Source organism: Sphingobacterium sp. LRF_L2, assembly GCF_965644235.1.
In the GTDB taxonomy this organism is placed as follows: Bacteria; Bacteroidota; Bacteroidia; order Sphingobacteriales; family Sphingobacteriaceae; genus Sphingobacterium.
On sequence record NZ_CBFFRI010000007.1, the window covers coordinates 1 to 24,057 of the forward strand.

Annotated in this window: 15 protein-coding genes and 5 tRNA genes; 8 read left to right on the plus strand and 12 right to left on the minus strand. The window is 39.8% G+C overall.

The window, feature by feature from the left end:
- Positions 1 to 249: 249 nt before the first annotated feature.
- The 8 genes from nusG to ACSZOX_RS14690 form a co-directional block, all read right to left on the minus strand.
- The gene (gene nusG / locus ACSZOX_RS14655; protein WP_437920813.1) at positions 250 to 795 is read right to left on the minus strand and encodes a transcription termination/antitermination protein NusG; all 546 of its coding nucleotides are present in this window, start codon (positions 793 to 795) and stop codon (positions 250 to 252) included.
- Positions 796 to 811: 16 nt separating this feature from the next.
- Positions 812 to 1,006, minus strand: coding sequence for a preprotein translocase subunit SecE (secE, locus tag ACSZOX_RS14660; protein ID WP_437920814.1), 195 nt, complete (start codon positions 1,004 to 1,006; stop codon positions 812 to 814).
- Positions 1,007 to 1,031: 25 nt separating this feature from the next.
- Positions 1,032 to 1,102: transfer RNA gene (locus ACSZOX_RS14665), tRNA-Trp, on the minus strand.
- 160 nt (positions 1,103 to 1,262) lie between these two features.
- Positions 1,263 to 2,450: an elongation factor Tu gene (tuf, locus tag ACSZOX_RS14670; RefSeq protein WP_437920815.1), complete on the minus strand. Its 1,188-nt coding sequence runs from the start codon at positions 2,448 to 2,450 to the stop codon at positions 1,263 to 1,265.
- Positions 2,451 to 2,525: 75 nt separating this feature from the next.
- Positions 2,526 to 2,597 (minus strand) — tRNA-Thr (locus tag ACSZOX_RS14675).
- Positions 2,598 to 2,692: 95 nt separating this feature from the next.
- Positions 2,693 to 2,765: transfer RNA gene (locus ACSZOX_RS14680), tRNA-Gly, on the minus strand.
- 46 nt (positions 2,766 to 2,811) lie between these two features.
- A tRNA-Tyr gene (locus ACSZOX_RS14685) sits at positions 2,812 to 2,892 on the minus strand.
- A 27-nt stretch (positions 2,893 to 2,919) separates the two neighbouring features.
- A tRNA-Thr gene (locus ACSZOX_RS14690) sits at positions 2,920 to 2,992 on the minus strand.
- A 309-nt stretch (positions 2,993 to 3,301) separates the two neighbouring features.
- Here ACSZOX_RS14690 and ACSZOX_RS14695 point away from each other — a divergent pair.
- Entirely contained in the window at positions 3,302 to 4,462 is a 1,161-nt protein-coding gene (locus ACSZOX_RS14695) for a BamA/TamA family outer membrane protein (protein WP_437920816.1), read from the plus strand.
- 14 nt (positions 4,463 to 4,476) lie between these two features.
- On the opposite strand, the gene ACSZOX_RS14700 is transcribed toward ACSZOX_RS14695, so the two are convergent.
- From ACSZOX_RS14700 to ACSZOX_RS14715, 4 genes are read right to left on the minus strand one after another with little or no spacing between them, the layout of a single operon-like run.
- On the minus strand, positions 4,477 to 4,968 hold the full coding sequence (locus ACSZOX_RS14700; protein WP_437920817.1) for a hypothetical protein: 492 nt from the start codon (positions 4,966 to 4,968) through the stop codon (positions 4,477 to 4,479).
- Between the two features lie 28 nt (positions 4,969 to 4,996).
- A complete protein-coding gene (locus ACSZOX_RS14705) occupies positions 4,997 to 6,322 on the minus strand; it encodes a sensor histidine kinase (protein WP_437920818.1) in 1,326 nt (441 codons plus the stop codon).
- A complete protein-coding gene (locus tag ACSZOX_RS14710; RefSeq protein WP_437920819.1) occupies positions 6,323 to 7,687 on the minus strand; it encodes a sigma-54-dependent transcriptional regulator in 1,365 nt (454 codons plus the stop codon).
- A gap of 15 nt (positions 7,688 to 7,702) precedes the next feature.
- Positions 7,703 to 9,019, minus strand: a complete 1,317-nt coding sequence (locus tag ACSZOX_RS14715) for a TolC family protein (RefSeq protein WP_437920820.1) — start codon at positions 9,017 to 9,019, stop codon at positions 7,703 to 7,705.
- Positions 9,020 to 9,587: 568 nt separating this feature from the next.
- Between ACSZOX_RS14715 and ACSZOX_RS14720 the strand changes: the two genes are divergently transcribed.
- From ACSZOX_RS14720 to ACSZOX_RS14750, 7 genes are all read left to right on the plus strand, one after another.
- Complete coding sequence (locus tag ACSZOX_RS14720) at positions 9,588 to 10,841, plus strand: efflux RND transporter periplasmic adaptor subunit (RefSeq protein ID WP_437920821.1); 1,254 nt, start codon at positions 9,588 to 9,590, stop codon at positions 10,839 to 10,841.
- A gap of 20 nt (positions 10,842 to 10,861) precedes the next feature.
- The gene (locus ACSZOX_RS14725; protein ID WP_437920822.1) at positions 10,862 to 11,539 is read left to right on the plus strand and encodes an ABC transporter ATP-binding protein; all 678 of its coding nucleotides are present in this window, start codon (positions 10,862 to 10,864) and stop codon (positions 11,537 to 11,539) included.
- A 46-nt stretch (positions 11,540 to 11,585) separates the two neighbouring features.
- A complete protein-coding gene (locus ACSZOX_RS14730) occupies positions 11,586 to 13,988 on the plus strand; it encodes an ABC transporter permease (protein WP_437920823.1) in 2,403 nt (800 codons plus the stop codon).
- A 23-nt stretch (positions 13,989 to 14,011) separates the two neighbouring features.
- Positions 14,012 to 16,453 (plus strand): ABC transporter permease, encoded by a 2,442-nt coding sequence (locus tag ACSZOX_RS14735; protein WP_437920824.1) that lies wholly within the window; start codon positions 14,012 to 14,014, stop codon positions 16,451 to 16,453.
- Positions 16,454 to 16,511: 58 nt separating this feature from the next.
- Positions 16,512 to 18,911: an ABC transporter permease gene (locus tag ACSZOX_RS14740; RefSeq protein ID WP_437920825.1), complete on the plus strand. Its 2,400-nt coding sequence runs from the start codon at positions 16,512 to 16,514 to the stop codon at positions 18,909 to 18,911.
- A 229-nt stretch (positions 18,912 to 19,140) separates the two neighbouring features.
- Positions 19,141 to 21,552, plus strand: coding sequence for an ABC transporter permease (locus ACSZOX_RS14745; protein ID WP_437920826.1), 2,412 nt, complete (start codon positions 19,141 to 19,143; stop codon positions 21,550 to 21,552).
- A gap of 42 nt (positions 21,553 to 21,594) precedes the next feature.
- Entirely contained in the window at positions 21,595 to 24,003 is a 2,409-nt protein-coding gene (locus ACSZOX_RS14750; protein WP_437920827.1) for an ABC transporter permease, read from the plus strand.
- Positions 24,004 to 24,057 lie beyond the last annotated feature (54 nt).

Below are 24,057 nucleotides of genomic sequence, written 5' to 3' on the forward strand. Positions count from 1 at the left end.
TCCTTCTGGAATCAGCAGCGGTAAGAGGGCTTTAAAAGAATCGTGCATCTCAACAAAATATCAAGCTGCAAATATCTCATTATTTTTTCTCCTCTCCACAACATTTAAACATGATACTTTTTATTGCCCCCAACAATTCCGATTGATCCAATCAAACATGCCCCTTGACCGTTTCATCTTTAGTAAGATACAAAAAAAGCTTTTCAATTTTCATGAAAAGCTTTCCTATATCATTAATTACTAATAATTTTATTCTTTTTCTACTTGCATATAATTCAGCTCTAGTGGCGTCTTTCTTCCAAAGACCTTCACCATCACCGTAAGTTTCTTCTTGTCTTCGTGAACTTCTTCGATTTCTCCGGTAAAACCATTGAAAGGACCGTCGTTCACTTTTACTGTTTCACCAACATAGTAAGGAACATTCATGCTTTCTCCCTGCTCGGCCATCTCGTCCACCTTACCTAAGATACGGTTAACCTCCGCCGGACGTAATGGTATTGCATTCCCGGCTTTATCACCCAAAAATCCAATAACACTATTTAAATTTTTGATAGCATGTTCAATTTCCCCATCCAATGCCGCTTCAATCAAAACATATCCTGGGTAGTAATTACGCTCCTTAGCAACCTTCTTACCATCGCGCATTTGGTAGTATTTCTCCATAGGAATCAATACCTGTGGAACCAAGTGCTGTATACCTAATCGCCCGATTTCAGCTTCTACGTATTGCTTTACCTTCTTCTCTTTTCCACTAACGGCACGAACTACATACCATTTCAACGATTGATCTGCCATAAAATTTTATTGATAATTAGGAGGTAATTCCGTACAACAATTCTAACACATTGCTTGACGCTTTATCCATAACGAATACAACTAACGCAATAAGGATAGATGCTACAAGTACTACCACAGCCGAACTCTGTAACTGAGACCAAGTTGGCCAAGTTACTTTCTCCGTAACTTCGACATAAGAGTCTTTAAAAAAATCAAGTACTTTAGCCATTTTTAGTTTACCTAAATTATTTTAGCACGGGCACCAGGACTCGAACCCAGACCAAAGGTTTTGGAGACCTTCGTTCTACCTTTAAACTATGCCCGTGTAGAATTTATTTTACTGATGCAAATATAGTGTTTAAGCACTATTAGAGCAAATATTATTTATCTTTTTTTTACTTTTCTAACTATAAAAGCTAGAGAAAAAAACAAGCTAATTAGCCTCAGCTAATTAGCTTGTTTTATATTGTAGTATAATCCAAAGATTACGCTAAGATTTCAGTTACCTGACCAGCACCTACTGTTCTACCACCTTCACGGATAGCGAAACGTAGACCTTTTTCCATAGCGATAGCGTTGATCAACTTCACAGTGATAGTGATGTTATCACCAGGCATAACCATCTCAGTACCTTCTGGTAAAGAAATTTCACCTGTTACGTCTGTTGTACGGAAATAGAACTGAGGACGGTATTTGTTGAAGAATGGAGTGTGACGACCACCTTCAGCTTTTGACAATACGTAAACCTCAGCTTTGAAATCTGTGTGAGGAGTTACTGTACCTGGTTTACAGATAACCATACCACGACGGATATCAGTTTTCTCAATACCACGTAACAACAAACCTACGTTATCACCAGCCTCACCGTAATCTAAAATCTTACGGAACATCTCAACACCTGTAACTGTAGATTTCAAGTTCTCAGCACCCATACCTAAGATCTCAACTGGATCACCAGAGTTGATTACACCTCTTTCGATACGACCTGTAGCAACTGTACCACGACCTGTGATTGAGAATACGTCCTCGATAGGCATCAAGAAAGGTAATTCTGTCAAACGTGGAGGAATTGGAATGTAGTTATCTACAGCATCCATTAATTCCATGATTTTGTCAACCCACTCAGGCTCGCCATTTAACGCACCTAAAGCTGAACCTTTAACTACTGGAATATCATCACCTGGGAATTCGTAGAATGATAATAATTCACGAACTTCCATTTCTACTAAGTCTAATAATTCCGCATCGTCTACTAAGTCAGTTTTATTCATAAAAACAACTAGAGCAGGTACACCTACCTGGCGAGCCAATAAGATGTGCTCACGAGTTTGAGGCATAGGACCGTCAGTAGCAGCAACAACGATGATAGCACCATCCATCTGAGCAGCACCAGTAACCATGTTTTTCACGTAATCGGCGTGACCTGGACAGTCAACGTGCGCATAGTGACGGTTAGCTGTTGAATACTCAACGTGTGCAGTGTTAATTGTGATACCACGCTCTTTTTCTTCAGGAGCAGAGTCAATTGAATCAAATGAACGAGCTTCTGACAAACCTTTATCAGCTAATACTTTAGTGATAGCGGCTGTAGTAGTAGTTTTACCGTGGTCAACGTGACCAATAGTACCAATGTTTAAGTGTGGTTTACTACGGTCAAATTTCTCTTTTGCCATGTTTATGCGAATTAGTAATTATAAAATATTTCTTAATTAATCCTTTACAAAAGTAAAAAACTTTTTTGTTATACGAGCCAAAGATGGGATTTGAACCCACGACCTCTTCCTTACCAAGGAAGTGCTCTACCCCTGAGCTACTTCGGCTTTCCTAAAAGCTTATCTACAGATAAATGCCCCCACCTTATTTTAGATATTTTCACCAAAAAGACAGAGACTTAAATCAAATATTAAAAAAAATGAGCGGAAGACGGGTCTCGAACCCGCAACCTATAGCTTGGAAGGCTATCGCTCTACCAATTGAGCTACTTCCGCTTATTGTTCGAATTCCGAGTAAAAATTCGAACGGTTAAAAAAAGTGTGGAGGGAGAAGGATTCGAACCTTCGAAGCCGAAGCAACGGATTTACAGTCCGTCCCATTTGACCGCTCTGGAACCCCTCCAAACCTGCAAATTTCTTTGCATTTTAGAGCCTCTTATCGGAATCGAACCAATGACCTACTGATTACAAGTCAGTTGCTCTACCAGCTGAGCTAAAGAGGCGAATTATATTTTAAAAAACTCTCTTTCTAAGAACGTCTATCCTTTCAGATAGCGAGTGCAAAAATCTAATTTTGTTTTGACATTTGCAAGTTTTTTAAAAAACTTTTTTTTATCGTGTTAAAGAACTTTTCCAATCTTCCTCAAACATCACAACCGTGTTTGATTTTGATGATGCAAAGATAGCGACTCCTTCGAAACTTCAAAACTATTTACGAAAAAAAAACGCTGTTTTTTACCATATACTTGATATGCAATGAAATAATTTACATCTTGCACCGCCTTTAAAAGGCAGCATATACTTACATATTCATGAATTTCGATTTTACGATTAAGAAAACACTTTATTTCGCGCTCATTTTTAATTTAATTTTTACAATTTCCACCCATGCACAAGAAGGCAATCTAGTAAAAAGAGTAATCAATAAATTTTTATCATCCGAAAAAGATTCCACCCGTTCGGCGAGTCTTATCCTTCTCCCTGCTGTTGGATATGCACAAGAATCAGGACTTGAATATGGAATTGCAGGTACTTATAACTTCTATCTAGACAAAGCTGACCTAGCAAGCAGAACATCGAACGTCACGTTGATTGGAACACTGACGACAAAACAACAAAAGAATATCAAACTATTAACGGACATCTGGACTAAAAAGAATAAATATCATATTTTATCGGAGTTACGTTACCGTGATTGGCCTTTCAATTTTTATGGATTAGGCGCAGATACCTGGGCAGCAGATGAAGACTTTATCGAACAAAAGCTTATCCGTGCAAAGATAGATGTAGAAAAAAACATAGCTTCGAACCTCTATGTTGGCGTAAATAGTAGTTTTGAATATTTCAAATTTAACGATCGTGAGTCTGGCGGCATTTTTGACAGCCCAGAGGTCTTAGGCAAAACCGGAGGCCGTTATGTTTCCTTGGGAATATCCACATTATACGACAACCGCAACAATACAACGTATACAACCGTCGGCATATATTCCCGACTGAAATATGCTTATGCGCCCAATTTTTTCGGAAAGGACAACTATCAAGGAAGTCAATTAGAAGCTGATATAAGAGCCTTTCATCCTTTATCCAAGACACTAACGATTGCCGGTCAGATCCTATACCGAGGCACATTTGGAAAAAACATTCCTTTTTATGCTTACCGGGACCTCGGAGGTGATATGACGATGCGCGGCTATTATTTAGGTCGTTATAAAGACCGTAATTATGCCACCGCCCAAGCAGAACTTCGTTACAGATTTATGCCTCGCTTTGGTATCGTCGGGTTCGCTGGATCAGGAAGCACGTTCTCTGAGCAGCACAATATTCGTTTCGTACCGAGTTTTGGTGGTGGTATCCGTTATTTTTTCAGCTTAGAACATAATAGTACAATTCGTTTTGATTATGCCTATGGCGAAAAAAGACCTGGAGAATCTAGACAATCTGGATTTTACTTAAGTATTAGCGAAGCCTTTTAGATTGGTCTATCCCCCTATGAGGTCTCTTTTTCACGCGTTATCCAATAAGGATAACGCAATACAAAGTTTTCTTTTTGCTGGCCTTTTCTTTGCATCAGGACGCCAAAATGAAATAAGTTAATGGAAACGACCACTGCAGGATTATGGATCAATCTATCCCATTTTTTTTTGCTTTTTGTCGGCTCATGGATAACGACAATCTTGCCGGCACGGACTGCTTCGATAATTTCTTCCTCCGACACAGTTCCTAGGTCAGCCCATAAGGCTTCGTTATTTTCAGAAAATGGAAAATACGCTATAGACCTTATGTTTAAAAACGAAAGTAAATCCCTCAACAAAAATTTATAGCACGCCGAAAAATCAAATGGAAACTCCACAGGGGCAGCTTTGTAATCATGGGTATAGATCACATTTTCTGTAAGTCCGTAAACAAAAGGAGAATGTGTACCATGCCTGCTATTAGAAATAAAAAAATGTTTAATTAAAGCCCAATTATAACATAACATGCTGCAAAAATAATATTTTGATCTTGCTTTAAGGCTGAAATTGAAGTATAAAGGAACTACCTTTCCCCTCCTCACTCTCCACAAATAGATTGCCTTTATGTAAGAGCATAATCTGTTTACTCAATGTAAGTCCCACCCCTGTGCCCGATTTTTTTGTTGTAAAGAAAGGCGTAAAGATCTGCTCCTGTATATCTGCAGGCATTCCACAGCCATTATCTTGTATTTTGATAATCGTATAACCATCTCTATTTATTCCTGCCAAACTAATATATGGACTGTCCACTTGTTTGACCGCTTCTATAGCATTTAGGAGAAGATTGATCAGCACCTGTTCAACTAAATTAACGTCGGCCCGCAAAACAAGCCTCGTATCCTTTAATATAATATCTAAATCTATATTTTTTTGTAGCAGTGTGGGTTCTAACAACTGATAAATATTCTCAAAAAGAACTTTCAATTGAATCTCGTCAAAATTAGGCTGATCCACTTTATTAATCAGTCGGTAACTCTTTGCAAATTGAAGCAACCCCTCACTTCGGCGTTTTATGGTATAAATACCAACTTTCAGATCTTCAATATCTTCTTCCCGATGTCCCTGTTCAAGTCGATCGTGCAATGTCTCAGCGAGGGAACTAATAGGCGCTATCGAGTTCATAATTTCATGTGTCAAAACCCTTAGCAGCTTATGCCACGCTTTAGTTTCAGTTTCATCGATAGCTTCATTAATATCCTGATAGACTACTATTCTGAAATTTCCATCCTGTGTATCAAATTCGGAACTATGCATCAAAAGCTTGATCTTGCCGACAGCAGAATTAGCCGTATCCACCTGCTGCCTTCCCGTCTTCATATGGATCGTTTTCTCATACAGGTCTTGATGCCGTTTTGTTAACCCCGCGATATTTCCCAAATGTGGTGTCTTAAAAAGCTGCTTGAACGCATCGTTAATCCAAATGACTTTTCCCGTATCAGACTGATAAAAAATAATGGCAGAATCCAACATATTGATAACCTTGTTCAGATATTGATGTTGAATCTCCTTATCTATACTAATTTGTTTATATACCTGATTGATTTGATTAAAGGCTGTAAAAAGCTTTCCTTCGACACTTTTTACACGGTTTACAGCAAAACGTCGCGTAAAGTCCCGATAACGCACGGCCTCCGAAAAATCCAATACATGATTGACCAATTTTTGCTCTGCACGAAACCATTGGTAACTCACAAAAAAAAACAGCAGAAAAAGACCTGCAGCGTAGACATAAACTTTCAAAAACAACAAAAAGGCTATCGCTGTCGCTCCTCCCAACATAACCAACACCTTTAAAAAGTAAAAGAAACCAGATCTCCCCATTTAAATGTTGTATTTCTCCATACGACGGTACAGTGCAGCCCTGGTAAGACCTAATTCTCGTGCCGCCTTACTAATGTTTCCTCCATAGCGTTCAATAGCTGATTGAATCGCCTTACGCTCCATTTCTTCTAAACTCGGGTTAGAAATCGTTTGATTTCCAACTGCGGACGCTAAAACCGCATCTTGTTCTATAGGTGAAAACAAAATATCAACTTCTCGGATACTTTGTTCTTCAGCCATTATTACCGCTCGCTCCAAACTGTATTGTAGCTCACGCACGTTACCAGGAAAATGGTAGGATTTCAGCTTTCGCAATGCATCTCCATCTATCCCTTCAATATGCTTATGATATTTCTGGTTATAAAATTTCAAAAAATGATTAGCCAATAATACAATATCATCCCCCCTCTCGCGCAATGGCGGAACTTGAATCTCTACCGTATTTATTCTGTATATCAAATCTTTCCTAAAGCGGCTTTCATCCGCTAAAGATTTCAAGGGTACATTTGTAGCGCTTAAAAGGCGTATATCGATAGGAATACCTTGATACGACCCCAGAGGTGTTACCAACCTATTTTGCAATACCGTCAATAACTTAGCCTGTTGCTGAAGGGTAATATTTCCTATTTCATCAAGAAATAAAGTTCCACCATGTGCCGCTTCAAATCTCCCTTGACGATCTTCTCGAGCATCGGTAAAAGCACCTTTTTTGTATCCGAATAATTCGCTTTCAAAAAGAGTATCTGTCAATGCCCCGACATCAACCTTCACATAAGGCGCTTTAGACCGCAATGAACGACGATGCAAAGCTTGCGCGATCAAATCTTTTCCTGTACCATTTTCACCCAAAATCAGAATATTAGCTTCAGTAGGAGCCACCTTGTCCATCTTATACTGTAAATCTTCCATGATGGCTGATCGCCCCACCAATTCCGATTCTTCGGACGGCTTAACATTGACTTTTTTGCCCCCGGTATCTTGCTTCGCCTCCTCAAAGACCGTGCTCAACGTCTGTAATAGAAGGTCATTCTGCCAAGGCTTTACAATGAAATCGGAAGCCCCCTGTTTTAATGATCGCACAGCCAAATCCACAGCACCATAAGCAGTTATCATAACAACTTTGATCTGCGGATATTGTGTCTTAATCTTCCCAAGCCAAAATATCCCTTCATTTCCAGTATTGATAGCACTCTTAAAGTTCATGTCTAAAAGCACAATATCCACCACTTCTTTTGCTAAGATATTTAAGAGATTCTCGGGATTCTTCTCCACAATCACCTGCTTAACCTTAGGTTTCAAAAGAATACGCACAGCGGTCAAAAGATCCTGGTCATCATCTACTATTAATACAGAAGCCTTTTTCATCGTTTACTAAGATAACTATAAATCCAATGAGCCTGCATAATAGTCATTAATATATTTCTGCAATAACCATTCATATTGTTTGATTAGCAGTTGATTTTTCGTGTTATCTAACTTGTTCTTTGCCGTAAGAAACAATACAGAGTTACTATTACCCGCCTCAAAATGCACCTGTGCTATGCGAAAAGCTTCCGTATAACTTCCTTCTTGATCCAACAAGTTGGATACATTTTTTTGCAGCGTAATCAAACTAAAAACAGCCTTAGCCGTCTCTTCACGGAGATTATTTTCTTGAATTTTTTGGTTCCATTCCGCTTCATTCAAATCCAATTTTGCTAGCTTCACATTAGTCCGGATACTCATCTGACTAAAAATAGGAACGCTAAGTGTCAATCCCGCCCACTTTGATGGATAGCTTTTAAACTGCTTCCAATAATTATAGCCTGCTGGATCCACGCTTGAAAAGCGTGACTCAATTCCTGCAGAAAAAGATAACGAAGGGTAATAAGAAGACTTTGCAACCTGAATACCTTGTTTAGCCTCGTTTATACGCGCTTCAAGCGCTCGAAATTGAGGTAACACCGATAAAGCTTGTTTGTAGAGCAGCTCACGCGAAACGATCCCTTCTCCCAAAGGCAAAGCCAAAGGAACAAGATCTGGCAAAACATCAAGAGACATATTCAATAGAGATGCTAAGCGAGCCTTACAATCGTTTAGCGTCTGTTTGGTCCCCATTAATGTATTCTGCTCCGAACTTGCTTGTCCTTTCAAATCATAATAATCGCCTGGATTTATATCCCCTTCCCTATTCAGTATCTCTGATCGATGAAGGGTCTCCACTGTTACAGCAAGTTGTCCTTCTGCCTGTTTAAGCATATCTTGCGCGGTAAGCACCAACACATATGCCTCAATAACATCTAATTTGAGTTCATTAACAGCAGTTTCAAACTCAAACTTTCCTGCTTCACGTGCACTTGCCTTCATACGGGTATCATGCAAAATGCGTAATCCATTGAAAACAGGAACACTCAGCGACAACGATTGATTTCCAGAGAAATAACTGGATTCTACAAATTGATTAGTCGTACTATTTACACTTCGACCTTGGTTGTAATAATGACTCAATCCACCACTGACTGAAGGCAGACGGTTATATTGCGATTGCTTATAAAGGATTTCATTACGTGATAAACTAATCTCCGATTTTCTCAAATTAGGGTTATTTTTGACCGCAATTTCTATACACGCTGAAAGAGACAAGCTATTCACAGCCTGCCCTCTCCCTGCATGAAAAAGACAACTCAATATAATCGAAGCAAGGATTCTAAATAACATACTCAATATATTTTAGAATCAGCAAACACAGGGCATGCCAAATAAAGAAACAGCTGTATACCAAATACATACAAAAACATTACATTCAAAAATGTCCATTAACGAACAGTCGGTGTACGTAGATGAACAATGTAGCATTCAATAATCCAGCAGTAGAAAAATTTGATCCTGCTATCAAAATAACCCACATATTTCTATAAATCTACGGTTAAAATAATTTCCTTATTTGATCATTCTTCTGCCTTTCTTCGGACCAACTTCTACCTTTCTTCGGTCATCGCTATACTTTTGTTATACTGCCGTTATACTGTTGCTTTACATATGTAACGCGACAGTATAACGGCAGTAAGTAAATAGTAAGTCAAAGGCGGAACAACATCCGAAGTTAGTAGGATGTTGGTTAAAAGTTTGGTAAATAGAATTATCTACACACAGTTGTACGCCACCGAACAAGAACTGTCCACTATCGAACACCCAACAATAGCACAAACAAAACAAGACTCTAAAAATCAGTAAATTACATTATTGGCACAGCTTTCATAGCCATAAATAAAATCGACTTCATATTATGGACAGACCTTTAGAAAAGAAGAAATGGAATACAAAACGTATATTAACGCTTACAGGCGTTATAGGTATTGTCGCATTAATTGGAGCTAGCTATTATTTTACAAGTGGAAATAGCAAATTAAACGTCGATGGAGACAGGATAAGCATCAGCGAGGTAAAAGAAGGAACATTTCAGGAATTTATCCCAATCAATGGAACCGTATTACCGATAAGTAGTATTTATTTGGATGCTTCTGTTGGCGGCCGTGTTGAAGAAAAATATGTAGAAGATGGTGCGGTACTCAAAAAGAACGATCCTATTATGCGTCTGTCCAATACCGATCTGGAACTTAGCCTTGTGAATCAAGAAACACAAGTGTTGAATCTCCTAACACAAGCACAAATTGCACAGACAAACGCACAACAGGTTACTATATCCAATCGCAATCAGATGGCTGAAGTTGAGCAAGCGCTCAAAGAAGCCGAGCGTATATATACGTTAAACAAAAAACTATATACCGAAAAAGCCATCGGTTCTCAAGAATATCAAAAATCTGTCAATGAATACAATTATCAGAAACAGCGTGTGGAGCTTACAAAGCAGATCTTGAAACAAGATGAGGTATCCAATCACCAAAAAGCAACCCAAGATCAAAAAACGTATGAACGTACACAAAGTGCGCTAGAGCTCATGCGGCAAAAGGTGGGAGATCTCATCGTTCGCTCCCCTGTAGATGGTCAACTTACATCCTTTGACGCAGAGATCGGCCAAAACAAAAATGCCGGCGAACGCCTCGGCCAAATAGACGTACTCACAGGCTTTAAAGTCAGAGCAGAAATCGATGAACACTATATTAACCGTATCTTCACGGAACAAGTTGGCCAATTTCTCATTGGTGGAAAAACATACGAACTAAAGATTAAGAAAGTCTATACACAGGTAACCAACGGACGTTTTCAAGTAGATATGGAGTTCGTAGGTGACGCGCCAAAGGGAATTCGTAGAGGACAAACTTTACAGATACGTCTCGCTCTGAGCGATGAAACAAGAGCAATATTACTCGCAAAGGGCGGTTTTTACCAGCAAACGGGAGGCAACTGGGTATTTAAATTAGATAAAAATGGTACAACGGCATACCGTGTCGACATACAATTAGGACGACAGAATCCAGAATACTATGAAGTAATTAGCGGTTTACATCCCGGCGATAAAGTGATTGTCTCGAGCTACGAAACATACGATAAGATCCAAGAATTGAATATAAAAAAATAGTGCCCCTTAACACAAAATATATGATCAAAATAACAAATCTCCAAAAATACTACCGGACAGAAGAAGTCGAGACAGTAGCATTAAACAACTTGAATATCCATGTCAAAGAAAGCGAGTTTGTTGCCGTTATGGGTCCTTCAGGCTGTGGCAAATCGACTTTGCTCAATATCATTGGACTATTAGATGATCTTGATGAAGGCAGCTACCTGTTCAATGATATTGAAGTTGCCAAATTCAAAGAACGCGGTCGTTCAGACCTACGCAAGCATAACATTGGATTTGTATTCCAGAGCTTTAACCTGATCGACGAGCTCACCGTCTTTGAAAACGTAGAGCTTCCTTTAGTTTACACGAATGTCCCTGCTGCAGAACGCAAGCGTCGCGTTGAAGAAGTATTGGAAAAAGTACAAATTATGCATCGCCGCAACCACTTTCCGCAACAGCTATCGGGCGGACAACAACAGCGTGTAGCGGTAGCACGCGCCGTCGTAAATAACCCCAAATTAATTCTTGCGGATGAACCTACAGGAAACCTCGACTCCAACAATGGAAATGAGGTTATGCAGCTCCTAACGGAATTAAATGAAGCGGGAACAACAATAGTCATGGTGACCCATAGCGAACATGACGCCAAATTCGCCGATCGAATCATTCGCATGTTAGACGGACAGGTCATTATGGAAACAAGTGCGACCTAATAAATCCACACAGTAACCAACTATTAATCTCATAAACCAAACGACAATGAGCAATATTAAATTAATTTTCAGACAACTATGGCGAAACCGCCTCTTTGCGTGTTTAAATGTATTTGGACTTGCCATTGGAATTAGTGCCTGTTGGCTTATTTTCCGTATCGTCAATTATGAATTTAGTTTTGACCAACATCATCCGGAAAGGGAACAGATTTATAAGGTTCATACTTCTTACGAAGAAAAAGATAAATTGGATCATTTTGATGGTGTCCCCGCTCCCTTACCGGCATACATCAAAGAAAACTTCGCAAATATTGAACTTACGGTCCCCGTCTTTAAACAATATTTCGAACGCGTCAGTAATAACGGGGGTACACAAAAAGTAGAATTCGAAGATCAAACTGAAATAATCGGCACAACAGGCGACTACTTCAAAATGACATCTTACGTTTGGTTGGCCGGTGACCAAAGAAATGTATTAAAAAACAACCATGAAGTTATACTGACGGAATCGCGGGCGAAACTGTATTTTCCAAGTATGCCCATAAACCAAATCATCGGACAGACATTGTCCTATGACAGCACTTTGTACAATGTCAGCGCTGTTGTAAAAGATCTGGCTCATCCAAGCAGCTTTATCGGCAAAGAATTTATTCGGGTTCCGGAAAAGGAATGGACAAGCACAAATTGGAACAACTCAAACTCCAACTGGGAACTTTTTGTTAAGGTAAAATCCCCGAATTCCCTTCCCAACTTCATCAAAACAGTCGACAAAAAGGCCTACGAAATGACGCATGCTGAATTTGACAAGTTCGGATTTAAGATGCATATCAATACTATATCTTTAAAAGACTTACATTTTACGCCTTACGCCCAAAATAATGTGGATAAAAAAATAATGTATGGTCTGATTGGTATCGGTATATTTCTTCTCCTACTGGCCTGCGTCAATTACATCAACCTGACTACAGCACAAATCCCACAACGGGCTAAGGAAATTGCCATCAGAAAAACATTAGGCGAAAGTCAAAAAAGAATTACAAAGTCCTTTTTGCTAGAAACGTTTTGCATTACAGCCTTTTCTGTACTTTTATCCTGGCCTTTACTGGTTCTTATTCAAACTATTTTAGCCTCTTATATTCCGGATCAGCTTACGCACTATCCCGATTCCTGGGGAGTGGCTTTATTTTTAACCGTATTGACAATTACAATCACCTTCATTTCAGCAGGTTACCCCATTCTATTAACAAACAAAGTCAAGATTGTTGAAGTCATTAAAATATCGAACACACAAAGCATCAAATTTGGTAGCCTTTCTTTTCGGAAAATACTCATCATTTTTCAATTTCTGATTGCTCAACTGTTTGTTATCTCAACTTGTATCATTGGTCTACAATTGAAACATGCGCTACAAAGCAATCCCGGTTTCGACAAGGATGCAATCATCACCTTACGCTTTCCCAGCAAAAGCTATCAGGACAGCAATGTTGACCCCTTCGTGTTCAAGCAAGCGATTACCCATGTTGCTGGAGTCGAGCAGGCTTCTTTAGGCCACCTCCCCATGAGCATGGACCATTGGGGAAATACCTTATTTATAAAAAGTGATACGGGACAGGTAAAAGTGGATGTACAAGTGAAATTTGTCGATCAGGATAACTTTAAGCTCTATAATTTCAAAATGCTAGCTGGCCGACCATTACAGCTGGCCGACACAAGCACAGGCATCGTTTTAAACTTAGCCAGCATTCAAAAATTGGGTTTTAAATCTGCCGAACAGGCCCTCGGGATTTTTGTGACGTATTCGGACAAACAGCGGCAGATTGTGGGAGTAACCGACAATTTCCACACAAAAAATCACCATGTAGCCATCCAACCGGTCATGATGGTGAGCGCAATTAAAAAATGGGAATTGAACAGGCTCAGCGTCAAACTCAACAATAATTCAGCGACTTGGCCAGAAACGTTAAAGCACATTGAAAAAGAATGGAAGAAGTACTATCCTCAAGCTCCATTCAAATACGACTTCTATGATCAGCAAATTAAAGAACTCTATAGCAGTGACCTCAAGTTTTCGAAGATCATTAACCTATTTACATCGACGACAATTCTGATCAGCTGTTTGGGACTGATTGGCCTGGTTACCATCACCACAATACAACGCACAAAAGAAATCGGCATTCGCAAAGTGTTGGGAAGCACCGTACTCGGGATTGTCGGACTATTATCAAAGGATTATATCAAACTTATACTCATTTCAATTTTGATTGCCACCCCCATTGCATGGTGGGCAATGCATAAATGGCTGGATGATTTTGCCTATAAAATAGACCTATCCTGGTGGATGTTTATGATTCCGGCTGTAGTCACCCTCTTCATTGCGTTTTTTACGATGAGCTACCAATCCATAAAAGCCGCACGAGCGAATCCAGTTGATAGTTTAAGAGACGAGTAAATAACGACATAAAATCACACACCATGATAAAGAACTACATCAAAATCGCCTGGCGAAATTTGATCAAACACAAAATGTATACATTGATCAAAATTGGAGGTTTTGCATTCAGTATTACGGCTTGTATATTAATAGCAATTTACATTCTTCATGAAAAAAACTATGACAACAACTATAAAGATGTTGATCGGATTTTCCGCATAGTAGGTGTTTTCAATGATCAAGGGGTCATCAAAAGAGGAACGTCTTTCCAAGCGCCGTTGAGTAAAGTCATAAAAACGGACCTTCCCGAAGTTGAATATGTAGGCAGAATTTTACCCAATGCATTATTTTACGGTGCTGGTAGTAATCAGGTGTCTACCGAAGACAACAATGAAAGTGTCTATGAAGATGGCTTTACCTATATGGATCAAGAAGTTCTGGACATGTTAGAGTTACCTGTACTATTTGGCAACCGGCAGCAGGCACTGCTTGCCCCGCGGTCATTGGTCATGACAAAGAGCAAAGCTGATAAGCTATTTCCCGGCAAAAATCCAGTTGGAAAAGTAATCTACCTGAATGGCAATAAAGAATCTCCTTACACCATACGCGCCGTTATAGAAGATTTTCCAAGCAACTCACATCTAAACTGTTTTAATTTCTTGCTGACGTTAAAAGATTTCGTTTTCTATCCTGGCGAGCAAGACAACTGGGGAGCGACAAATTACCCTATTTACATCAAATTGCGCCAAGGTACCGATATCCCACAATTTGAGAAAAAACTGACAGCACATATCCAAAAAAATTATTGGATACCAAAACTTAGAGAACTAAATAACGGCAAATCTGCCGATACTTGGGGAACGGTAGAGCTGACTTTACAACCCATTAAAGATATTCACCTCTACTCAACAGGTATAATGGATTATAAACAGTTTGAGCAAGGAGATATCAAATTCATTTGGCTGTTCGGTGCTATTGCAGTTTTCATACTACTTATTGCCTGCATCAATTTCATCAACCTATCTACTGCAAAATCAGCCAACAGAGCCAAGGAAGTCGGACTTCGCAAAGTCATCGGATCTCAACGCCGTGATCTTATCGTTCAATTTTTATGTGAGTCTGTATTATACAGCCTCCTCTCCTTCCTTATAGGCGTGCTCCTTGCGTGGATTACCCTTCCTCTATTTAATCTGGTATCAGGAAAAACTCTTGATTTTCCGTGGTTAAACGGGGTATTCTTCTTTACTATTTTTCTTGCAGCCCTATTTGTAGGAATCCTTGCCGGTATTTATCCTGCCTTCTATCTATCGAGTTTTAAACCAGTATCGGTATTTAAAGGTGAAATTCGACAAGGCTCCAAGAATCCTACCCTGCGGAATGGTATGGTGGTTTTTCAGTTTGTAACATCCGTGATTCTTATCATCTGCACATTTATCGTAAACTACCAGATGAATTTCATTTTGAACAAAAAAATAGGATTTGATAAAGATCAGATTATTGTACTACAGGGAACAGCAACATTAGGCAGCCAATTAAAAGCGTTAAAAGAAGAACTCGGGAAACTCCCTCAAGTAAAATCGGTTTCAATAAGCGACTATTTACCCGTTCAGGCCTCGGGTGTAAAACGTAACGGAAATGGCTTTTGGAACGAAGGCAAAACCCAAGAGGCGAGTCAAAATGGTCAGTTTTGGGGCATAGACGAAAACTACTTAACGACATTCGGTATGCAACTCGTTGCTGGACGAAATTTTTCGAAAGATATCGTTTCGGATTCTTCTGCAGTAATCATCAATGAAACGCTTGCCCGAAATCTCGGACTAAAGGATCCTATTGGAGCACGTATCACCAATGGAACGGTTTACACCGTGATAGGAGTTGTTCAAGATTTCAATTTTGAGTCTTTAAAAGATAATATCGGAGGCTTATGCCTAGCCCTGAACAATAGCCCTACGATGTTGGCCGTAAAACTTACCGGCAAAGACATGGAAACAAACATCCAAGCTTTGCAGCAGGTTTGGGATAAATTTGCACCAAACCAAACGATACGATACAGCTTTCTCGACGAAAGTTATGCAAAGATGTATGTAGACGTCAAACAGACCGGCAACTTATTTACTGCGTTTTCAATCTTAGCTATTTTTATAGCCTGTTTAGGTTTATTCGGATTAGCAGCATTCATGACGGAACAACGGATTAAAGAAATCGGTATCCGTAAGGTACTTGGCGCAAGCGTCGGTAGCATCCTCAAACTGTTGACAAAAGATTTCCTACGTCTGGTGATCGTAGCGAATGTTATTGCATTTCCTGTCGCATGGTGGTCAATGCATAATTGGTTGACTGATTTTGCTTACCGGATCCATATACAATGGTGGTTTTTCTTAGTTGCCGCTGCAGTTTCTATACTTATCGCATTATTTACTGTTAGCTATCAAGCCCTAAAAACCGCTAATAGCAAGGCTATTGATAGTTTACGAAACGAATAAAAACGATAACATAGCGAGGCCCAAGATATAGGTTAATTACCCTGTTAAATTTTAAACGATGATCAAGAACTATATAAAAATTGCATGGAGAAACATTCTTAAAAATCGATTCTTCAGTTTGCTGAACATATTTGGACTCGCCATTAGTCTATGTGTAGCTATATTACTCGTTACCTACGGTCGTCAAGAGCTAAGCTTCAATAAACAATTCGACAAGCAAGAAAACCTATACAGGGTTATCATGCAGGCAAACAGTGAGTATAATTTTGAAAAATGGACCGAGCTGCCGAATGCTGTAGGTCCAGCTTTGCTTGCTGACATACCAGAGATTACCTCCATGGCACGTATCGTTAAACTTGATTTTACAGGATTTGGTTCCATAAGGGCAAACGAGCATAACTATATCGAGCAAAATATTCATTTAGTGGATTCTTCTCTTTTTGATCTTTTCAACTTGAAATTTAGTGAAGGGAACAGCAGAACCGCCTTCCTAAATCCCAAAAGCATTGTTATCTCTGAACAGAAAAAGCAAAAAATTTTTGGAGACCAACCAGCCTTAAATCAAAAATTAATCATCAACCAACGGGACACAGTTACGGTATCAGCAGTCGTCCAAGATTTCCCTAAAAACAGTACCTTTGAAGCCGACTTATTCTTGAATATCATGGACTCTTGGATGGGCAAAAATGTATACTGGTCTAATGCGAGCTACCAAACATTTTGTCTACTTAGACCCGATGCTGACGTGGCTAACGTCGGCAAAAAAGCAACGGCACTGATCGACAAATACGTCCCAAAGGATCACCAATATTACATACGTTTCTTTTTGCAGCCCTTATCGAAAATACATTTGTATTCGGCCGACTTCCGCGACAGTATAACCAAACAGAAAGGCAGTATAACCACCGTACGCACCGTCTTCCTACTTTCTATTCTTATCGTGATCATCGCTTGTATCAACTACATGAACCTAGCGACTGCTCGTTCCCAGAAAAATGCGAAAGAAGTAGGAATAAATAAAGTTTTAGGGGCGCAACGCAGCCAAATAAAAGTTCGCTTTTATATAGAGACTGCAATCATTACATTCTTTGCCATTGTAGTAGGACTAGGTATAGCGTTGGTCGCTTTGCCTGCTTTCAACCAATTAATTTCTGATCAATTAAACATTTCGCAACTTCTTTCTCTAGAAAATAGCCTGCTATGTTTTGGCATTTGGCTTCTAGTGACGCTTGTTGGAGGAAGTTATCCTGCCGTAATGATGTCGAAGATTCCGAGTTTGACACTCATGAAAAAACTCATTATCAATAGTAATCAGGCAAATTATTTACGGAAGGGACTTGTAGTCTTTCAATTCACCTGCTCTAGCATCCTAATTATTGGAGTCATCGTTGTCTCCTTACAAATGCAGCATGTGGCTCAAAAAGATCTAGGCTATGAGCCAAATGGTATTGTGATTGTTCCAATTCGATCCATAAATTCTCCCGAAAAATTTAACAATATTAAAGCATCCATAAGCAACCTAGCGAATACAGATGCTCTAGCTACCGTACAGAGCTATCCTGGATTTGGAGAAAGTGGAAAAACAATATATCGACCAGGAGGGGCAAAGGAAGGCCTTCCGATAAGATCGTCAAGCAGCTATGGCCCTGTTGTTCCCACACTAGGTTTACACCTCCTTGCAGGGTCAGATATACCAGAATTAATCGCAAAGAATGATACAAGCTGCTATATGCTAATCAATGAGGTTATCGCAGGTTATCTTGGCTATAAAAACCCCGAGGAAGCGGTCGGACAGCACGTACAGACAGAAATGTCAACAAATACCATCATTACGGGTGTGGTTCGAAACTTTAATTTCGAAAGTCTCAAAGATGCAGTGGGAGGATATACCTACTACCGGATGAATAATCCAAACGAGGGCTATCGTTATTTCCTTATCCGCCACCATGCTGAAAACATAACCACGTATGTCACACAGCTACGGAGCATATTTGAGCAACAGCTACCCGATGCAGCTTTTGATTACCAATTTTTAGACGATTATATCACTGGTTTTTATACCACAGAATACAAAACAAATAAAATCATTACCACATTTTCGTTCCTTACCATTGGCATAGCATGTTTGGGGCTCTTTGGCTTGATGGCATTTACAGCAGAACAACGTAGAAAAGAAATTGGCGTACGTAAAGTCTTAGGAGCAAGTATTTATAAAATAATCCACATGCTGTCCGTTGACTTTTTAAGTTTAATACTTATCGCGCTACTTATCGCAACACCTATCGCTTGGTGGTTATTATCGACCTGGTTAGATGATTTTAACTATAAAATTGAGATTCCTTGGTGGTCATTCCTTATGTCTGGCTTATTTTCATTAGCCATAGCGCTGCTAACTGTAGGATACCAAGCCTTACGAGCTGCAAAAACAAATCCGGTAGACAGTTTACGTAACGAATAAGGAACAAGCTACAAAATGAGGAAGCCATAACAGCATAATCTCTTTGATGGTCACGAAGCTGTTCGCTGATGTACAATTACTGTTCGAAATCGAACAATACAGAAAAATTAAAAAAACATAAACAACTAAAAAACAAACAGATAAAAACAAGGCTTAGGAATTGTCTACTGTATAATCGCGGTAGATTAACAATAATAAAGAAACGATCTCACGAATAAAGTACAACCATATGGTAAAGAACTATCTAACAATTGCTTGGAGAAACCTCTTAAAAAACAAGGGGTACTCGACTATCAATATCCTCGGTCTAGCGATGGGGCTTGCCTGTTGTCTATTGATTGTATTATATATTCAGGATGAGCTTTCCTTTGATCAATACCATACCAATAAGGATCGGATTTACCGCGTTGTGCATACATCAAAAGAAACGAATACGTTAGCGCGTAAAGAGATCTGGGGAAATGCCCCCATAGGCACAACACTTAAAGCAGATTTTCCCGAAATAGAGAAAATAACCCAGTTCTCTGGGCAGGCATCCATCTTATTTAAATATAAAGAAAAAGCATTTCAGGAAGAGCGTGTTTTCTTCATGGATTCTACCGCTTTTCAAGTCTTCAGCTGGAAAGTCCTGGCTGGAGACCCCACAACAGCTTTAACAGCACCGTATTCGGCTGTTTTAACAAAAAGTACGGCACAAAAATATTTCGGAAATGAAAACGCTATTGGAAAAACACTAGATGGAGGATTGGCAGCAGGAAGAGCAAATGAAGGAATCTATACCGTCAAGGCCATCATTGAGGATATTCCGAGCAACTCACATTTTACGTTCGACGCGCTCCTTTCCATGAGTACATTTAAAAAGAACATTCCCGAATTATTCGAGGCATGGGGATATGTTGATTTCTACACTTACATCCTGGTAGGTGAAAAATTCGATCTCAACCAGTTTCGAAAAAAGATACCAGATTTTCTAAAACGTACACAGGCATTTGCAGAAGACAAATATACATTTGATCTTGAGCCACTATCCCAAGCCTACTTACATTCTGATGCCAGTCGACAACCTGGTGTAACGGGTAACATGCAAAATCTATACATATTCTCGATCATTGCAGTTTTTATACTCGCTATCGCCTGTGTAAATTTCATGAATCTGGCAACTTCAAGATCGATGGAACGAGCGAAAGAGGTTGGCGTCAGGAAAGTGGTCGGCGCTAGTCGGAGCAACCTCATTATTCAGTTTATGTCCGAATCGCTAATGTTGGTTGCCCTATCTGCGGTATTAGCTATCGTCATAGTCTTAATCGTTCTACCCTTCATGGAAACATTCACCGGGAAACAGTTGACATGGCTAAGTCTAATACAATTAAATACTGTATTCGTGTTTTCAGGAATCGTGCTGATCACCGGTATTCTTGCAGCCAGTTATCCTGCATTAATTTTAGCCCGCTTCAAACCGGTCAAAGTACTCCACGGAAAGAGAATTCGAAGCGGGACAACCGGAAGTAACTTACTGCGAAAAACGTTAGTCATCTTTCAGTTCAGTCTTTCCATAGCCCTCATTGCCGGCACACTCATCGTGTTCTCTCAATTAACGCATCTGCAGCACCAAGACCTGGGATTTCAAACCACACAAAGGCTTGTCATCGACTTCAACTTTGATGAAAAGATCCGAAATTCGCTGGAAGCGGTAAAAAAAACATTCGCTGATGATAAAGACGTACTGTCCGTATCCGCCTCCCGAACTGTTCCAGGAACATTCTTTCCAAATGCCTATACCGAGATTGAATCTGCAGAAGGAAAAATGATGGGAATAAATCCCTCACTATTTGAAGTTGATATCGACTTTATACCGAGCTTTCATATTGCCCTAGCTGCCGGACGTGCTTATTCCCGAGATTTTCCGACAGATACAGCACATGCTATGGTCATCAATGAAGCTGCAGCTCGTGTATGGGGCTACGCAGACCCCAAAGATATTATCGGAAAACGCTTCTCTCAATGGGGACAAGAGGGACAGATTATCGGTGTTGTCAAAGATTTTAACTACCTTTCTTTACATAGTAAAGTTGAACCATTAGCATTAAGATTAGAACCTGGAAGTAGTCGATACCTCACAATTGAAGTAAAACAGGCTAATATGGTCCAAACACTAGAAAGGTTAAGCTCCACATGGAGCAAGATTGCTCCTCACAGACCATTTTTATACAGTTTTTTAGACCAGAATTTTAACAAACAATACGAAGCAGACTTTCGCTTTAGAACCTTATTCTCCGCATTTTCTAGCTTTGCATTATTTATAGCTTGTCTTGGTCTATTGGGATTAGCTACCTATACTGCACAGCAACGTATTAAAGAAATCGGCATCCGTAAAGTATTAGGTGCTTCTGTTTTTGAATTGATAAGCCTTCTTTCCTTTGACTTTTTAAAATTGGTCATTATTGCAATAGTCATTTCTATTCCTATTGCCTGGTGGGCCATGGGCAAATGGCTTGAGAATTTTGCTTATCATATACGGCCTGAATGGTGGATGTTTACTTTAGCAGGTGCCTGCGCAGTGGGAATAGCTATCCTAACAGTAAGCTTCCAAGCATTCAAAGCTGCCAATACAAATCCCGTTCATAGCTTAAGAAATGAATAGTGAGCATACAAAACATTAGGAATAACATAAAAGTAGGAAAAGATGATAAAAAACAATATCAAAGTAGCATGGCGTTCGTTGGGAAAAACAAGAACACTTAGTGTTATACATATTCTCGGTCTTGCCGTTGCTATTGCTGCAGCCACATTACTGTATCTCACGGCTATGTACGAACTTTCTTATGATAACTTCCACACCAACAAAGAGCAAATCGGTTTACTATATACGGAGAGCCAGCCTGAACAAGGTATCGATAGGAGTTCTACCCTTCCCACACCTCTAGCGCCTCTTCTGAAATCTACTTTCCCCGAAATACAATATGTTAGTCGCTATCTGAACACAAGCATTATTTTACGGTACGGCGAAAAACAAATCGAATCAGAAAACAAATACGTAGATAACGATTTTCTATCCATCTTCAGTTTCCCATTAGTGCAAGGCAATACCCAAGCTTTAAATGGCTTGGATAATATGGTCATCGATGAAAACACCGCACAGAACTTATTTGGCCGCAGCGATGTTGTTGGCAAACAACTTGAGGTATACCAGAACGGTAAATGGGACGCAAAGACCATTACCGCTGTTGCAGCCAAAGTGCCCTCAAATTCAAGTCTTACATTTAACACCCTTTTACGCTTTGAACACAAACCAAATTATCAAGGTACAATAAACGATTGGGGACACAAAGATCACAGCGTCTTTGTCAAGCTCGCTTCTGGGAAAATCAACGATGATACGTTTACTAAAAAAGCAAAGTCCTTTATAGATCTATACTACAAGGACGAAAGCAATATGTTGAAACGGGACGGAGGAAAAATCGATAAAAATGGCGTATACATTTCATTACACCTGCTCCCTTTAAAAAACTACCACCGCAATGACCTGGATGTCGGGCATAGCGGCTCACCACAGTTTCCTTGGATATTGCTGGCAATTGCAGCCCTAATTCTATTTACAGCTTGTTCTAACTTCGTCAATTTATCATTGGCAAATTCCTTCGCAAGGAATAGAGAAATTGGCACACGTAAAACATTGGGAGGCTCGACATTACAGCTCATTATACAACTCTGGACAGAATCGCTGCTGCTTTGTATTCTCGCTTTGTTTATCGGACTAATCATAGCCTGGGGATTATTAGGACAATATAACGCCCTCATGAATTATCAACTATCCATAGGTAATTTGTTTAGCACACAAAATATGAGCATCTTCCTATTGCTATTCTTGGCTCTTACGATCGTCACCGGCGGCTATCCCGCATGGCGTATTGCACGTTCAAATATTATACAGACGCTAAAAGGAACCTCGAATATAAAGAGTAGCAAATTAAGAAACAGCTTAACAGTCATCCAATTTTGCATTGCCACGGTCCTGATTTTGGCCACCATTATCATCAGCTTCCAGCTTCGCTATATCGCAGATCGTCCCTTAGGATTTAACAAGGAGGAAGTGATCAGTATTCCAATTGGAGAAGGCGTTGATCATGAAAAAGCACTACAGCAAATGCGTGTAGCACTCGCATCCCAACCCTGGGTTGAGGGGGTAAGTGCTTCGGATATTAACTTGGGTCGTGGACGTGACGGCAGTATGTCAACAAGCCGTTTTGGCTTCGATCATGAGGGCAAACAAATCTACACCAATTTTATGCGCGTAGATTACGACTACCTAAAAACACTGGGGATAAAACTACGAAATGGTCGTGATTTCGACCGCAGCTATTCCAACGATACCGCGACCGTCCTTATCAACACCCGAATGGCCGCTCAGCTAGGCGGAATAGATAAAATATTGGGAAAGACCCTCGAAATGGATGGAAATCCGCGGGTAATCGGTATTATTGACGATTTCAATTTTCAGGATCTCCGTCGAAAAGTAGAACCACTCACCTTATCAATAAACCCCAATATCTTCACTGTATCTTATATTTTTGTACGGGTGAAAACCGATAACCTTAACCAAAGTATGGAGAACGTGGAACGAATCTGGAAACAGTTAAATCCTAAAGCGAACATCGCGGCTTCCTATCTCGACGAGAATACCCAAAACATGTACCGTGATGAGCAACGTTTTGCACAAATTATAGTCAGCGGAGCCGTAGTTGCCATTGCTATCTCTTGTCTAGGACTGTTTGCCCTCGCTTTACTTATGATAAATAAACGTATAAAAGAGATCGGTATTCGCAAGGTACTTGGATCATCCGTGTCCAATATCGTTATATTGTTATCGAAAGATTTTTTAAAACTAACACTCTTAGCTTTCATTATTGCATCGCCCTTGGCCTGGTGGATGATGAACAACTGGCTTAAAAGCTATGCCTATCGTATCGATATGGAATGGTGGATGTTTGCCGCTGCAGGAATAATAACAATAGCCATTGCACTCGCCACGATTACCTGGCAAACTTTAAAAGCCGCAACAAGTAACCCAGTAGATAGCTTAAGAGACGAATAAACAAACCTTTTCAACAATATGTTACAGCTATTTTTTAAATCGGCATTTCGCCAA

Excerpts from the sequence above, each read along its gene's own strand:
- ACSZOX_RS14710 (WP_437920819.1), bottom strand. The coding sequence starts at position 7,687 with ATGAAAAAGGCTTCTGTATTAATAGTAGATGATGACCAGGATCTTTTG.
- ACSZOX_RS14740 (WP_437920825.1), top strand. The coding sequence starts at position 16,512 with ATGATCAAGAACTATATAAAAATTGCATGGAGAAACATTCTTAAAAAT.
- ACSZOX_RS14750 (WP_437920827.1), top strand. The coding sequence starts at position 21,595 with ATGATAAAAAACAATATCAAAGTAGCATGGCGTTCGTTGGGAAAAACA.
- ACSZOX_RS14705 (WP_437920818.1), bottom strand. The coding sequence starts at position 6,322 with ATGGGGAGATCTGGTTTCTTTTACTTTTTAAAGGTGTTGGTTATGTTG.
- secE (WP_437920814.1), bottom strand. The coding sequence starts at position 1,006 with ATGGCTAAAGTACTTGATTTTTTTAAAGACTCTTATGTCGAAGTTACG.
- ACSZOX_RS14720 (WP_437920821.1), top strand. The coding sequence starts at position 9,588 with ATGGACAGACCTTTAGAAAAGAAGAAATGGAATACAAAACGTATATTA.
- tuf (WP_437920815.1), bottom strand. The coding sequence starts at position 2,450 with ATGGCAAAAGAGAAATTTGACCGTAGTAAACCACACTTAAACATTGGT.
- ACSZOX_RS14725 (WP_437920822.1), top strand. The coding sequence starts at position 10,862 with ATGATCAAAATAACAAATCTCCAAAAATACTACCGGACAGAAGAAGTC.
- ACSZOX_RS14695 (WP_437920816.1), top strand. The coding sequence starts at position 3,302 with ATGAATTTCGATTTTACGATTAAGAAAACACTTTATTTCGCGCTCATT.
- ACSZOX_RS14735 (WP_437920824.1), top strand. The coding sequence starts at position 14,012 with ATGATAAAGAACTACATCAAAATCGCCTGGCGAAATTTGATCAAACAC.
- ACSZOX_RS14715 (WP_437920820.1), bottom strand. The coding sequence starts at position 9,019 with ATGTTATTTAGAATCCTTGCTTCGATTATATTGAGTTGTCTTTTTCAT.
- ACSZOX_RS14730 (WP_437920823.1), top strand. The coding sequence starts at position 11,586 with ATGAGCAATATTAAATTAATTTTCAGACAACTATGGCGAAACCGCCTC.
- ACSZOX_RS14745 (WP_437920826.1), top strand. The coding sequence starts at position 19,141 with ATGGTAAAGAACTATCTAACAATTGCTTGGAGAAACCTCTTAAAAAAC.
- nusG (WP_437920813.1), bottom strand. The coding sequence starts at position 795 with ATGGCAGATCAATCGTTGAAATGGTATGTAGTTCGTGCCGTTAGTGGA.
- ACSZOX_RS14700 (WP_437920817.1), bottom strand. The coding sequence starts at position 4,968 with ATGTTATGTTATAATTGGGCTTTAATTAAACATTTTTTTATTTCTAAT.